General features: G+C 51.5%; 12 protein-coding genes. 8 read left to right on the top strand and 4 right to left on the bottom strand.

The genetic code is table 11. From position 1 onward, the window contains the following. Position 1: 1 nt before the first annotated feature. A complete protein-coding gene (speA, locus tag HJG54_RS02970; RefSeq protein WP_316433267.1) occupies positions 2-2,062 on the bottom strand; it encodes a biosynthetic arginine decarboxylase in 2,061 nt (686 codons plus the stop codon). A 126-nt stretch (positions 2,063-2,188) separates the two neighbouring features. Next, positions 2,189-2,737, bottom strand: coding sequence for a phosphate-starvation-inducible PsiE family protein (locus HJG54_RS02965; RefSeq protein WP_316435599.1), 549 nt, complete (start codon positions 2,735-2,737; stop codon positions 2,189-2,191). A 34-nt stretch (positions 2,738-2,771) separates the two neighbouring features. Here HJG54_RS02965 and queG point away from each other — a divergent pair, with 34 nt between their 5' ends. Then, positions 2,772-3,977, top strand: a complete 1,206-nt coding sequence (gene queG / locus HJG54_RS02960) for a tRNA epoxyqueuosine(34) reductase QueG (RefSeq protein WP_316433265.1) — start codon at positions 2,772-2,774, stop codon at positions 3,975-3,977. A gap of 61 nt (positions 3,978-4,038) precedes the next feature. Here queG and HJG54_RS02955 read toward each other — a convergent pair whose 3' ends face one another. After that, entirely contained in the window at positions 4,039-4,584 is a 546-nt protein-coding gene (locus HJG54_RS02955) for a DUF937 domain-containing protein (RefSeq protein WP_316433263.1), read from the bottom strand. Between the two features lie 134 nt (positions 4,585-4,718). Continuing rightward, entirely contained in the window at positions 4,719-5,045 is a 327-nt protein-coding gene (locus HJG54_RS02950; protein WP_036001632.1) for a BON domain-containing protein, read from the bottom strand. Positions 5,046-5,426: 381 nt separating this feature from the next. Here HJG54_RS02950 and HJG54_RS02945 point away from each other — a divergent pair, with 381 nt between their 5' ends. The 7 genes from HJG54_RS02945 (at position 5,427) to HJG54_RS02915 (ending at position 15,073) form a co-directional block, all read left to right on the top strand. Continuing rightward, the gene (locus tag HJG54_RS02945) at positions 5,427-5,630 is read left to right on the top strand and encodes a hypothetical protein (protein ID WP_316433261.1); all 204 of its coding nucleotides are present in this window, start codon (positions 5,427-5,429) and stop codon (positions 5,628-5,630) included. Positions 5,631-5,937: 307 nt separating this feature from the next. Then, positions 5,938-6,900: a quinolinate synthase NadA gene (gene nadA, locus HJG54_RS02940; protein WP_316433260.1), complete on the top strand. Its 963-nt coding sequence runs from the start codon at positions 5,938-5,940 to the stop codon at positions 6,898-6,900. A gap of 223 nt (positions 6,901-7,123) precedes the next feature. Further along, the gene (gene ftsH3 / locus HJG54_RS02935) at positions 7,124-8,962 is read left to right on the top strand and encodes an ATP-dependent zinc metalloprotease FtsH3 (protein WP_036001623.1); all 1,839 of its coding nucleotides are present in this window, start codon (positions 7,124-7,126) and stop codon (positions 8,960-8,962) included. A 485-nt stretch (positions 8,963-9,447) separates the two neighbouring features. Beyond that, entirely contained in the window at positions 9,448-10,206 is a 759-nt protein-coding gene (locus tag HJG54_RS02930) for a MinD/ParA family ATP-binding protein (RefSeq protein ID WP_316433258.1), read from the top strand. 5 nt (positions 10,207-10,211) lie between these two features. Continuing rightward, the gene (gene glsA / locus HJG54_RS02925) at positions 10,212-11,243 is read left to right on the top strand and encodes a glutaminase A (RefSeq protein ID WP_316433257.1); all 1,032 of its coding nucleotides are present in this window, start codon (positions 10,212-10,214) and stop codon (positions 11,241-11,243) included. A gap of 78 nt (positions 11,244-11,321) precedes the next feature. Continuing rightward, complete coding sequence (locus tag HJG54_RS02920; protein WP_316433256.1) at positions 11,322-12,734, top strand: flavin monoamine oxidase family protein; 1,413 nt, start codon at positions 11,322-11,324, stop codon at positions 12,732-12,734. Between the two features lie 170 nt (positions 12,735-12,904). Next, positions 12,905-15,073, top strand: a complete 2,169-nt coding sequence (locus HJG54_RS02915) for a PAS domain S-box protein (protein ID WP_316433254.1) — start codon at positions 12,905-12,907, stop codon at positions 15,071-15,073. Positions 15,074-15,088 lie beyond the last annotated feature (15 nt).

The following is a 15,088-nucleotide window of genomic DNA, read 5'->3' as shown; positions in this document are numbered from 1 at the left end:
CTTAAATTGCCAGATAGGTATAGCGACTCAGACTACGTTCATAGTTTTGCAGTAAGAGCTGGGATTCCTGCAGAGTAATCCGGCTCTCCTGCAAAGCTTGTTCGGTACGACGGCGAATGTTTTCCACCAGATCTTCAGAATCGTACTGCACATAGCCCAGTACTTCGGTCATGGTATCGCCCTTAACGACATGCTCAATCTGGTAGCCTTTGGGCGTCAGAGTGATGTGGACTGCATTGGTGTCGCCAAACAGGTTGTGCAAATTGCCCATGATTTCCTGATAAGCCCCGTTGAGGAACATTGCCAGGTAATATGGCTCGTGGGACTGGGTGCCATCACCTTCTTTGCGCTTGAGCGGATGCAGTTCCAGCACGTACTTGACATCACGTAAATCGATGAACTGATCGATTTTGCCATCGCTGTCGCAGGTGAGGTCAGCCAAGGTGGCGCGGCGAGTTGGTTCTTCGTCTAAGCGATGGATCGGCAGGATTGGAAAGAGCTGATCGATTGCCCAGCTATCAGGAGCTGATTGAAATACGGACAGATTGACGTAGTAGATCGAGGCCATGATCTTTTCTAGGTCTTCCAGATCATCGGGGACATACTCCTGCTGCCGGACAATTTCCAAAATTTTGGCACAGCAGGCCCAGTAGAGGCGTTCAGCGCGGGCACGATCCGTGAGGCTGAGGTAGCCAAAGCCAAAGATACTCACCGCTTCTTCTTTGAATTGGGTGGCATCGTGATAGGCTTCCTGGTAGTTCTCGACGCTAATCGACTGGTAGGTTTCGTAGAGGTTGCGAATTACCAGCGGATCCTTTTCGTGGGGCGGTTCCGGCAGTTCCGGCAGCACATCGCTTGTCCCCAGCACATCAAACACCAGCACCGACTGATGCGAGGCAATCGCTCGCCCGCTTTCACTCACCAGTGTAGGGACGGGCATATTCCGCTCTTCGCAGGCTTCCTTGACTTCTGCGACTACATCACTGGCGTAGTTCTGCATACTGTAGTTTTTGGACGCATAGAAGTTGGTTTTGGAGCCGTCGTAATCGACTGCGAGGCCGCCGCCTACATCTAGATATTTCATGTTTGCGCCCAGATGGGCCAGCTCAACGTAGATTTGGCTAGCTTCGCGGATCGCTTCTTTAATCACATTAATCGCCGAAATCTGAGAGCCAATGTGGTAGTGCAGTAGCTGTAAACAGTCGAGCATGTCGGCGGCCCCTAGCTTCTCCACCGCCTGAATAATTTCCGGAATCGTGAGGCCAAACTTGGCCCGATCGCCCGCTGAGGTACCCCAGCGGCCAATTCCTTTGGCACTCAGCTTGGCCCGCACTCCCAAAATCGGCTTCACACCCAGTTTGCGAGCTGCCGCGATCGCCAGATCGACCTCTTCCACCTGTTCCAGCACAATAATCGGCGTATAGCCCAATCGCTGTGCCAATGTCGCCGTTTCAACATATTCGCGGTCTTTATAGCCGTTACAGATCAGTAAGGCTCCGGGTGTGTCTAATGTAGCCAGCGCAATCAACAATTCTGGTTTCGATCCGGCTTCTAAGCCAAACTGATAAGGCTTACCAAACCGCACCAAGTCTTCTACCAGATGGCGCTGCTGATTGCACTTGACTGGAAATACGCCCTTGTAGGTACCGGGGTAGTTGTAGCGGGCGATCGCTCTGGCAAAACAGGCATTCAACCGTTGGATGCGGTCTTCCAAAATATCCGAGAACCGAATTAGTAAAGGCAAACCTAAATTTCGCAGTTTCAGCGCGTTGACCAGTTCAAACAAATCTACCGAACCGCCTCGATCGCCCTGGGGAGAAACCGTGATATGACCCGCCGCGTTGATCGAAAAATACGGCTCGCCCCAGCCCTGAATTCGATAGAGCGCTTCGCTATCTTCGATCGTCCAGCGTCGCTTTTCTTCCTGCCGGTCTGTTTCCTGCCGCGTCGCTGCTGTCGGGGCTGCCTGATCCGAACGGGACACCGATGCAGTAGATTGCTCAGTAGACTGTTCAGCAGCCGTGCCATTCCTAATGGCCGGTCCGATCGATTGCTTTGCCATTCTTTGCGTTGTCACCTCAGAATAATTGCCCGAAATGCTAGTTTATCGTATTCATTTGGTCGCTGTGGGTAGTGAGGCCAACAGGATTCCGGCTTTTCAGTCTTTTCTTTTTCAGTCTTTTCTTTTTCAGTCTTTGTGAATCCGATTCGTGCGTCGTACTAACCAATAGCTGATCGACAGGGTAAAAATCGCTACCGCTAGGCCAATTAACTCCAAACCAGAGAGTTTGCCAAAATCAAAAATCACGATCTTACGAGCAACTGCCGTCAGGGCAGTGATAATCACCAGCTCGATCCGAATGCCGCTACCGCGCAAATAGGCCGTAATATTTTCTAACACCTCTAGCGCGATCAAGATATTCAGAAACGCGCCAAAAATCTCGATCAAGGTGGTTGAGAAAAACCCATAGGGTGGCTTTGCAAATAGCTCCTGAAATAAAACCAGCCCCAAATCGGCCAAGGCCACCAGCAATACACCAATCATCAAGATTGACAATAGTTTGGCAACCAGAACCTCGACTTTTTTAACCCGGCCCAGAAAGGATTCGTTGCTGCTAGGGGATGTAAGTTGTTGAATGAATCGTTGCAAAAACCGCATGGACAACTGAGCAGGACGAAGATGTTGTCCCAACCTCCCAATTTTTAGAATAGTTGGGTTGGGCAAATCCGAGTGCATCTGGCTCAAAGTTCATCCAAAATCCTGTTTCATCATGTCTATTTCACGTTCCATCAGCCCAGAGCAAATCAAGCAGAAAGCGCTAGAGTTGGGCTTTCATAAGGTGGGAATTGCGGCGGTGGAGGAGTGGAGAGGTGAGGGAGATGCGGCTCGTGAGCCTCGCCGAACGGGGGAAGGTGGGGAAGGTGAGGAAGGTGAAAACCCTAAGTCCTTCGGTTTTCGGGCAGACTACGGTAACGAACGAACTGCGGCAACAGACGCGCTAAGTGCTTTGTACTTGCTTCGTGAACACCAACCTGTAGCATACTCACGGGGCTTGGACAATCCTGTTTCCCCATCTCCCCCATCTCCCCCATCTCCCCCATCTCCCCTAGAAGCCTGGCTAACCAGGGGCTACCACGCTGACATGGACTGGATGGCGAACCCAAGGCGGCGAGATATTCGGGCCATGATGCCGTCGGTGCAGTCGGTGATTTGCGTGGCCTTGAACTACTACACACCGCACCAGCGTCCAGATAAGGAAAGGAAGCGTGAAGGAAGCCGCTATGCCAAAATTTCTCGCTATGGCTGGGGCCGCGACTATCACCGAATTTTGCACAAAAAACTGAAGGCCCTGACGCTATGGCTCACGTCGCAAGGCTCAGACACTGAACCGATTGAAGTGCGCTACTATGCGGACACTGGCCCGGTACAGGATAAAGTTTGGGCCGAACGGGCTGGGATTGGTTGGATCGCTAAGAACAGTAACGTAATCACCCGTGAATATGGCTCTTGGGTGTTTTTGGGCGAAGTGCTGACCAATCTAAAGCTGATGCCAGATCGACCCCATACCCAACATTGCGGCACCTGCACCCGCTGTCTGGAAGCCTGTCCGACTCAGGCGATTATTCAACCGTTTGTGGTGGATGCCAATCGCTGCATCGCCTATCACACAATCGAGAATCGAGCTGAAACCCTGCCGCCAGAGATCGCTCAGCGAATGCAAGGCTGGGTCGCGGGCTGCGATATTTGCCAGGATGTCTGCCCGTGGAATCAGCGCTTTGCGCAGGAAACCGATGTGGTCGAATTTCAGCCCTATCCCTGGAATGTGGCACCTACTCTGGACGAACTGGCCCAACTCAGCGACGAGGAGTGGGAGCGCCGATTTCCTGCCTCAGCTCTGCGCCGAATTAAGCCTGCCATGCTGAGACGCAATGCCCGCGCTAATCTAGATGGCTCAACGTCGAGTGAGTCGAGTTAGCCGTCCTGACGGGTGAAGCAAACGGGTGAAGCAATGGGTATGGCGCGGTGTGGAACTGGCGTTAACGCTGATTCAAAAACCGGCCTGCTAGGGACATGGCATCGCCCACATCTACGTCACCATCGCCGTCGGCATCAAGGAAGCTGTCTAGCACGGAATTGCTGCCTGTGGTGTTGGCAGTTGGGGCATTCGCAGTCCGGGTCGTGGAACCCTGCTTCAACAGATTCAGCACAATCGGCACCAGAATCGGCAACAGGGCAATCACCTGATCGGCACTAATGCCGGTGCGCTGAGCCACGGCATCGGCCACTTGGCGCTGCTGGGCAGGAGAAAACAAAGCGTCTAGGGCACCTAGGCTGGGACTCGTGCCGCCATATTGGTTCACAATCGCTTCGGCTCTGGCATTGCCGCCTGCGTTGCGTTGTTGCTGGAGGGCCGAGCGGACGTAGCTGCCCACCACCGACATTGCCGTTTGCGTGGTCGATGGATTCAACCCTTGTCGATTTGATAGTTGCTGCACGGTGTTAAGAATCGCACCCAACTGATCTGGGCTAGCCTGCTGATTCGGATTGTTGACCGCGCTAAGGATTTGATCAAAAAGTCCCATGATTCCAGATTTACTAAACTTGAGCAGTAGATTGATTTGATGGCGAAAAAAAGACGGGTAAAGCAGGCACTTTGGTCACTGGGCGTGCTCTTCCCGTCTCTATCACAGTGATGGACTAATTACGAACCTAGGAGCTAACCAACCGTAACCTGGCTGGTATCAACCTCGGTAGCACCATTTACACCGCTGGCAACTCTCACAGCCTTATCAAGCAATTGCTGATTGGGTACTTTGCCTTTCAGCACGACTTTGCTGCTAAGCTGGGCTACCCAGAGATTGTCCAAAGGCTCTAACTCAGCATCATTATCGAACGCTAAAGCTACCCGCTTAGCTAGGCCGCTTTCGTCGAATTCCCCATTCAGTCCTACCTTGGCGGGCGGAATTCCCGGATCGCTAGGGGCAGGAGGAGTCGCTGGAACTTCTTCTTTCTTTTTGCCGAAAATTCTATTCAAAAATCCCATAATTTCATCTCCACAGAAAGTAGAATCAATCAGTCAGATTATCAGCGAACCGCCTTAACCCCGGAAAAAGGAAAGGTTAATTTAAAGGTTCCGTCTATAAGCTGGTGTGAATTAGTTCCAGCGCTCAGATGATTATTGAACTACGCAGGATTGTACAGTCCACTCGTTAAGCGCAGATCAGCCGTAGGTCAGATTTGGGCTAGCTGGATGACTTGAAACAATAGCTTTGAACCAACCGCTTTCGTTAGTAAGCCGTGGACGATTGGCCCCAAACTGGTACAAGTAAACTTTCTATCATGGCAAAATGGCAAATGGTGCAGCGCAATCTGCGGCAGATATCCGACCGAACATCTGACTGAATCGAAAGAGAGGAGCACACTGATGAATCCAACTGAGGTGAACTGCGCAGAAGCCTGCGTGAATGGCTGTGTTTTGGGTGACGAGTGCCCGAACAAGGAGTATCAAGAACAGGCCGCTAAATTTATTCAGGAAACATCGCTCGACCGGATGCTGGAGATCGCTGAAGAAGCAATCCGCAAAAAGCGCATGGCTCCACCCCAGTGGGTCTACCCAGAAGATTTGTAAACCTACTGCTGACTAACTGCCTCCTAAAATCAGGAGGGCAGCATAGGCAGATCGTGCGAACCTCGATCAGATCCTCGGCATCCTGATTCACGGTTTAGGTTTACCTGTGGCCCGTTAGCGAACTGCGTACTAATCTTTGCCGTCATGCCCAGAGTTCATGGAATAGGGCGCAGTATCGCTCAGCTCTTGCTGCTATCCGTTAATTTTCACCAGTTCTGCCGCAGTCATTTTTGGTAAGAAAAACTATAATTAGAGGACTAAACATCCCTATCTTTCTAGCTCAATCAACAGAAATCAACGAATAACTGTGTTTGCAACTACACTTTTTTACCAAAAACCAACGACATCCCCGATTGATTACTTCAGTGCCATCGCTGCGCTTAAGCAGGAACTGAATGCGGTAATTCTGGCCCACTACTACCAAGATCCCGACATTCAGGATGTGGCCGATTATTTGGGTGATTCCTTGGGCTTGTCGCAACAGGCCGCCACGACCGATGCCGATGTGATTGTGTTTGCCGGCGTTCACTTCATGGCTGAAACCGCCAAAATCCTCAATCCCGATAAACTGGTGCTGCTGCCGGATCTGAACGCGGGCTGCTCTTTGGCCGATAGCTGCCCTCCCGATGCCTTTGCCGCCTTTAAAGCCCAGTACCCCAACCATCTGGTGATCTCCTACATCAACTGCACCGCCGAGATCAAGGCGATGAGCGACATTATCTGCACTAGCTCCAACGCCGTCAAAATCGTCAACCAAATTCCGCCAGATCAGCCGATTATTTTTGCCCCCGACCGCAACCTAGGCCGCTATGTGATTGAACAGACCGGACGCGACATGGTGCTGTGGCAGGGGAGCTGTATGGTGCATGAAACCTTCTCAGAAAAGAAGATTGTGCAGTTGCAGATCCAGCACCCCGAAGCAGAAGTGATTGCCCACCCCGAATGTGAAGACGCCGTCCTGCGCCACGCCCAATACATCGGCTCCACCACGGCTCTATTGAACTATGTGCAGCGAAGTGCCCAGCACTCATTTATCGTAGCCACAGAACCGGGCATCATCCATCAAATGCAGAAAGCCGCCCCCAACAAGCAGTTCATCCCCGCCCCACCGATGAACCAATGCGCCTGCAACGAATGCCCCCACATGCGCCTCAACACCCTCGAAAAACTCTATCTAGCCATGAAAAACCGCGCTCCCGAAGTCACCCTACCCGAATCTACCCGACTCGCCGCCCTCAAACCAATCCAACGCATGCTAGAAATGAGCTGATCCCCATTCACCCCCTACCCCCTACCCCCCACTCATCCACCCCCACCCCCCACTCATCCACCCCCTACTCCCCACCCATCTCCCCATTTCCAATCACAAATGGCAAAATGGTCCTATAGTGCGATAGCGAACCCAGCGCAATTTGGCAAGGGATCGGTTACATTAATAAATATTAAGAATATGAGTTGTCCTCGCACTAAAAGTTTTAGGAGGAAAAGCCTCGGTGAATAAGCGGTGGAGAAATGCAGGACTGTATGCCTTGTTGGTGGTGGTGGTCGTTTTCTTAGCAACGGCCTTGCTAGACCGGCAGCCCCAGAGCACAGCTTCTTGGCGCTACAGTCAATTTATTGATCGGGTTGAAACGGGTCAGGTCGAGAAGGTCAACATCAGTGCCGATCGCTCTAGAGCGCTGGTGACGACCAGTGACGGTCAGCGAGTGGCGGTCAACCTGCCTGCCGATCCAGAACTACTCAACATTTTGCAGACCAATGGGGTTGATATCTCGGTTTCACCTCAAGCAGAAGATAATGTCTGGGCCAGGGTGCTTAGTACCTTGTTGATTCCGTTCCTGCTGCTGGTGGTGCTGTTCTTTGTGCTGCGTCGTGCCCAGAACGGTCCGGGTAGCCAAGCGATGAATTTTGGTAAGTCCCGTGCCCGCGTGCAGATGGAGCCGCAGACTCAGGTTACCTTTGGCGATGTGGCTGGGATTGAACAGGCGAAGCTGGAACTGGCTGAGGTGGTGGACTTTTTGAAGAACGCCGATCGCTTCACCGCCGTCGGGGCAAAAATTCCTAAAGGTGTACTGCTAGTCGGACCTCCCGGTACCGGTAAAACCTTGCTGGCGCGGGCGGTTGCGGGCGAGGCGGGTGTGCCATTCTTTAGCATTTCCGGCTCTGAGTTTGTAGAGATGTTTGTGGGCGTTGGTGCTTCGCGGGTCCGGGATCTATTTGAGCAGGCGAAGGCCAATGCGCCCTGTATTGTCTTTATCGATGAGATCGATGCCGTAGGTCGGCAGCGGGGCGCGGGTCTCGGCGGTGGCAACGATGAGCGCGAACAAACCCTGAACCAGTTGCTGACCGAAATGGATGGCTTCGAGGGCAACACGGGCATCATCATCATCGCGGCTACCAACCGTCCGGATGTACTGGATGCGGCCTTGCTGCGCCCCGGTCGATTTGACCGGCAGGTGGTGGTGGATCGGCCTGACTACACGGGTCGTCTAGAAATTCTGAATGTCCACGCGCGTGGCAAAACCCTGTCTAAGGATGTGGATCTGGAGAAGATTGCCCGCCGGACTCCTGGCTTTACCGGCGCTGATCTCGCCAACTTACTGAACGAAGCCGCGATTCTGGCTGCCCGTCGCAACCTGACCGAGATCTCGATGGATGAAGTCAACGATGCGATCGACCGGGTCTTGGCAGGTCCAGAGAAGAAGGACCGGGTGATGAGCGAGAAGCGCAAGTCGCTGGTGGCTTACCACGAGGCCGGTCATGCTCTGGTGGGCGCGCTGATGCCTGACTACGATCCGGTACAGAAAATCAGCATCATTCCCCGTGGTCGTGCCGGTGGTTTAACCTGGTTCACGCCCAGCGAAGACCGGATGGATTCGGGCCTGTACTCCCGCTCCTATCTGCAAAACCAGATGGCCGTCGCTCTAGGCGGACGGATTGCTGAAGAGCTGGTGTTTGGCGAAGAAGAGGTGACAACCGGCGCATCGAATGACTTGCAGCAAGTAGCGCGAGTGGCTCGTCAAATGGTGACGCGGTTCGGCATGAGCGATCGGCTGGGTCCGGTGGCGCTGGGTCGGTCTCAGGGTGGCATGTTCCTCGGACGCGACATCATGGCCGAGCGGGATTTCTCAGAAGAAACGGCTGCTGCGATTGACGATGAAGTTCGTAACTTAGTCGATCAAGCCTATCGCCGCGCCAAGTCGGTCTTGACTGAGAACCGAGCCGTACTCGATAAGTTGGCAGAGATGCTGATTGAACGGGAAACGGTTGATGCGGAAGAGCTACAGGAGCTACTGGCCACCAACGATGTGAGAGTGGCTTCGATTGCCTGAGTTCACCGAATCTAGACTAGTTTGAATTCAGAAATTTGGGGTGGCAAAAGCCACCCTTTTTTGCGTCGATATGCAGGTCTGTTCAGTGCAATATCCTCTTAGTTTTAAGTTACGGAACCTGCACAACGCAGTCTGGTAAGCCTTGTGAGCTGTGGCCCAATTACAAGGAAGAAAGGGTATTAGTGATGTGTCAGGAATATAGGTGAGGCAGACCTTTGCAAGCTATAGTTGAGAACTCAGTGGAGAATTGCGAAGTTGCGGCTAGCAATAGCTGCCTGGGTTTTCGTTGAATAGAACTCGCTAGAACCGTGATTCGAGTAAGCGGACTAAATTAACTACGACTGCACATCTGAAACAATAAATCTGTTTCAGATAATACATTTTTCTTTAAAAAAATAGCTATTAATAAATGCATAACATTTGCTGTATTTAACATTATCTGGTACATTGCCGGATACAAGCCTTTCTACATCTTAGATATCAATATGCCGAAAGTTGTTTCAGTCCATTCATATCGAGGTGGGACGGGTAAGTCCAACTTTACTGCCAATTTAGCCACCACTGTTGCGGCATTGGGAAATCGTGTGGGTGTTGTAGATACGGATGTTCCCTCGCCAGGAATTCATAATCTGTTTTGCTTAGAGCCAGAGCAGATGGGCAAAACCCTGAATAGCTACTTATGGGGAGAAATTGCAATCGAAGATGCTGCCTATGATGTTAGTAATAATGTCGGGCTGAATGGCAACGGTACACTTTATCTGGTTCCTTCTAGCGTAAAAGCAGATGATATTGCTCGCATTTTAAAAGATGGCTACGATGTCAAGCTGATGAATGATGGCTTCCGTAGTTTAGTTAAAGCGCTGCAATTAGATTATTTGTTTATTGATACCCATCCCGGTTTATCCAAGGAAACCTTTTTATCGATTGCTATCTCCCATGTGCTGATTCTGATTCTACGCCCCGACAAGCAAGATTACCAGGGCACGGCAGTCACAATCGATGTGGCACGGCAACTCAACGTTCGCAGAATGCTGCTGACTATCAACAAAGCTCACAGCAAGCTGAATCTAGAAGCGCTGAAACAGAAAGTGGAAGAAACTTATAGCGAAACGGTGGCGGGAGTGTTTCCCCTATCGGAAGATATCGTCCAGCTCGCCAGTGAAGGGGTATTTTGTGTGAAATACCCGGAACATCCAGTGAGCCAAGAATTTCGCCATGTGGCCCAACAAATTGTGGAGGGATAAACGCCGTGTCTGAGCTAGGAAATTTGCAATCCCTTACCAGTTCCATCACAGCGGTTACGTCTCCCTTCCGTAGCTATCTGAATGAGTTGTACGAGAAATATCGTTCCCTCAATCAGGGAAATGTGGCCGATTACATCCCTGAATTAGCCTTGGCAAAACCAGAGTGGTTTGGCATTTGCGTGGTGACGCAGGATGGACATGTCTTTGAAGTGGGAGATTGTGACCAGCTATTTACGATTCAGTCAATTTCCAAAGCCTTCGTGTTTGGCTTAGCGCTAGAAGATCATGGTCGGGAGTATGTCAACAGCAAGGTGAGCGTGGAGCCAACCGGGGAAGCCTTTAATTCAATCGTATTGGATGAGGTGACGAATCGCCCCTATAATCCTATGGTGAACGCCGGCGCGATCGCCACGACCGACCTGATCAAAGGCAAAACCGGCACCGAACGCCTGAAACGATTGCTGGAAATGTTCAAGCGCTACACCGGTCGAGAGCATGACATCAACGTGCCCGTCTTTCTATCTGAGAAAGCCACAGGCTATCGCAACCGGGCAATGGCCTACTTAATGTTGAACTTTGGCATGGTTAGCCCCAATATTGATGAAACATTAGATCTCTACTTCCAGCAATGTTCAATTTTGGTGAACGCTAAAGATCTGGCGATGATGGCCGCTACACTGGCGAATGGCGGCGTGAATCCGGTTACGAAAGAGCGGGCGATCGATGAACGCTATGTCCAGGACGTAATTAGCGTGATGCTGACCTGCGGCATGTATGATGCCTCCGGCGAGTGGGCCTACCGGGTGGGGCTACCGGCTAAGAGTGGCGTGGGTGGTGGGATTACGGCGATCGCTCCAGGGAAATTGGGCATTGGCACCTTCTCTCCACCCCTAGATGCAAAGGGCAACAGTGTACGCGGCATTAAGGTCTGTGAGGAGCTTGCAAAAGACTTTGGGCTGCACTTATTCAATGTAACTACACCAGAACGCGAGTTGCAGGACTGGATTGCGGGTGGAGATGGCATCAATGATTGGTAGGGGCAGGTTTATCCGAGGAATGATCGAAAGCACTCAATATTCCTGGATTCAACCGTTTCTACAGCAGAATAAGGAGGTATGATGCACCAAACTGAGATGTTAGCTACGATCGAAGCAGGTTTGCAGCCTGGGAATAGCCGCCCCAAAAAGATTGTGATTGTGGGGGCAGGGATGGCAGGACTGGTGGCTGGCGATCTGCTGAAGCGGGCAGGTCACAAGATCACGATTTTGGAGGCGCAGCACCGGGTTGGGGGACGCATTTACACGGTGCGAGATGGGCTGGCTCCCGGACTGCGGGCTGAAATGGGAGCGATGCGCATTCCGCAAAGTCACGAGTTGACGATGGCGTATGTCAGACGATTTCGCCTCAAAACCGAACCCTTTATCGTGACAAATCCCAATGCTTACATTTATTTGCAAGGCAAGCGGGTGCGGCGCAAGGAATTTGATCCCCAGAAATTTGTCTTTGATGTGCATCCCCACGAATCAGGCAAACACCCCGAAGATCTGCTGAAAGCTACGTTCAAGCCGATTTACGATCGCGTCCTGGAGCAGGGGGAAGCCGTTTGGGATCAGATCATTGCAGAATACGATCATTTTTCCCTGCGGGGGTTTCTGCGTCATTCAGGCTGGTCAGAAGGGGCGATCGAGATGCTGGGCATTTTGGGCAATGTCGAATCTCGGATGAATTCCTCCTTTGTCAGCTATTTGCATCATGAATACTCCAATACCTTTTCCAACATGGTCTATCTGGTGGATGGCTCAGATGCGTTACCGAATGCATTTCTGCCGATTCTAGGCAAACACATCCGGCTTGGGGCATCCCTGGAGGCGATCGACAACGCCGCCAATCAAGTCACGGTCACTTATCAAACGCTGGCGGGACAGTTTCAAGAAACCGCAGATTATCTGATTGTCACGATTCCCTTCAGTTTGATGCGGCACATTGAAGTCACTCCCGCCTTCTCCCCGCGTAAACGCCGCGCTATTCGTCAACTCAATTACGACTCCTCCTCGAAGATTTTCATGCAGTGCAGTTCGCGCTTTTGGGAGAATGATGATGGCATCCACGGCGGCGGCTCCGTGACTGATTTAGCGATTCGCAATGTCTTCTATCCTCAACATGGGCAGGAGACGGGGCGAGGGGCGCTGCTTGCCAGCTACACCTGGGGGCGGGATGCAATCTGTTTTGCCAGTTTGCCCCGCGATTATCTGATCCGGCAGGCGATCGAAAATCTGCGAGAAATTCACCCCCAAATCGATCGCACCTTTGAAGTCGCGGTGTATCACCACTGGGGTAACGATCCCTACGCGGGTGGGGTCGGGGCGTTATTAGAACCCGGTACGATGTCCAGTTTCAACGATATTGTTGCTCCAGAAGGGCGGGTGTATTTTGCCGGAGATCATTGCAGCAAATTCAAGACTCGCTGGATTCAGGGAGCAATCGAATCGGCCATTCATGCCGCTCAGGACGTTCATGCCGCCCGTTAGACAAGTTGCCAGATACAACCAGATACAAACTGTACTATGAACTCTACACAAACTGCCCTTACCCGCAAATTCCTCCTCTGCACGTTCCAAGAATTTCGGATTGTACTGATCCAATGTCACTGCACCAGAACGCAAGTCGCAGGACTGGATTGTGGGTGGAGATGGCATCAATGATTGGTAAAGCTACCAGGAAATCTTCAGGTCAATTCCGCCTCCGGACTACCCTTGTCGTCCCCTTTGTATTGCAGATTATTACTGCCGTTGGGCTGGTGGGTTGGATTGTCTACCGCAGTGCGCAACAGTCCGTTAACGAGGTTGCCAGTCAGCTCCGCACCGAATTGACCAGTCGGATTACGGAACGGCTAGAGACCTACGTTAGCCTTCCCAAGGCCATCAACCGCCTGAATGCCACCGCCCTTGCCCAGGGAGATATTGATGTCAGCAACCCCAGGGGGCATTATCACTTTTGGCAACAGTTGCAGCTCTATGAAACCTTAAGTTTTGTGTATTGTGGGGATGAGCAGAGTGGTTTTTTGGGAGCCAGGCGGCTGTCGGAGCAAGACCGCACGGAAATTGTGCTGCAATTCAGCAATGCGGATACAAACTTTATCCGCCAGGGCTTTGTCTTGGATGATCGGGGCAATCGTACCGTGCCTAGGGGCCGTTTTGATAAACCCTTTGATCCACGGGTGCGTCCCTGGTATCAGGCTGCAAAGACAGCGGGTGGAGAAGCTTGGAGCGACATTTACCTTGCCTTTTCCACCCTGTTTCCTACGATTACGGCCAGCTTCCCGGTCTATGATCCAGCCAGTAATGCGCTGATAGGAGTTTGTGGAACTGACCTTTTCTTGCCCCAGGAATTGAGTATGTTCCTGCGGAACCTGAAGATTGGTCAGACCGGCACTGCATTTATTATGGAGCGATCAGGACGACTAGTGGCAACTTCGTCTGAAGAGGCGATGGTGGTTGGGGAAGGCGAAGCGAGCGAACGACTGTTGGCCACCGCCAGTCCGAATGCCACGATTCGGACAACCGCCGAGCAGCTCAATCGTCATTTTCGCCAACTCAACGACATTCAGTCGGTTCAACAACTCGATTTCAACCTGAATCGAGAACGGCAATATGTTCAAGTTTTTCCGTTTCAGGATGGCAATTTAGATTGGTTGGTGGTTCTTACCATTCCCGAATCAGATTTTATGGGGCAAATCCATGCGGGTCGCCGGAATGCTCTGTGGTTGAGCCTAGGAGCTTTGGCGGCGGCGATCGCAATTGGGATCTTCACGTCTCGTTGGGTTGCAAAGCCAATCCAGCGAGTCTCTCAAGCCTCCGACAAGCTGGCTCAAGGGGAACTCAATCAGCAGGTGGAACCCGGCCTGATTACGGAAATTGATACCCTGGCAAGTTCCTTCAACTCGATGGCGAAACAACTAGAGGAATCCTTTGCTGCACTCCGCCAGAGCGAAGCAACGAACCGCGCCATTGTCACCGCTATCCCCGATTTAATGATTCGTGCCAAAGGAGATGGCACCTATTTGGATATTGTGGGGAGCGATCGCTTACGAGGAGTTCACGGCGTCAGGCGATTTAATCCTGGAAATACTGTGCAGGAATCACTCCCGCCCGATTTAGCGGAACTGCGAATGCACTACATCCAAAAAGCGCTAGCCACAGGTGAATTGCAGGTCTATGAACAACGCCTGACCATGGATGGTCAAGCCCAGGATGAAGAAGTCCGAATTCTGGTATTGGGAGACAATGAAATATTGATTATGGTGCGCGATATTACCGATCGCAAGCAAGCCGAAGAAGCGTTACGGATTGCCGAAGAAAACTATCGCAGCATCTTTGAAAATGCTTTAGAAGGGATCTTTCAATCTACGCCCGACGGTCGGTACATTAATGTGAACCCAGCCCTGGCCAAGATTTATGGGTATGATTCGCCCGGTGAGATGCTCGAAAGTGTTACTGATATTGGCAAGCAACTTTATGTTGATCCAGAAAAGCGGGCTGAATTTAGAGCATTGCTAGCAGCCCAAGATACGGTCAAAGATTTTGAATACCGTTGCTATTGTAAAGATGGCAGTATCATTTGGACACAGGTTGATGCCCGTGCCGTAAAAGACAACAGTGGTCAAATTCTCTACTACGAAGGTATTGTTCAAGATATTACAGAGCGCAAACGTCGCGAGGATGAGTTAAAACGACAATTGGAAGAATTGAGAATCGAAATTGACCAAAACAAGCGGGAAAAGGAAGTTGCTATGTTAACCGAAAGTACCTACTTTCAGGAAGTGCAGCAGGAAATGGCAGATATGAATCTCGATGAATTTTGGAGCTAAAGAAGTACCTTGTAT

Origin of the sequence: Leptolyngbya sp. NK1-12 (assembly GCF_032598965.1) — a bacterium.
In the GTDB taxonomy this organism is placed as follows: Bacteria; Cyanobacteriota; Cyanobacteriia; order Elainellales; family Elainellaceae; genus Elainella.
The sequence above is the reverse complement of the archived record's forward strand: the minus strand, read 5'-3'. Positions and strand labels throughout refer to the sequence as shown.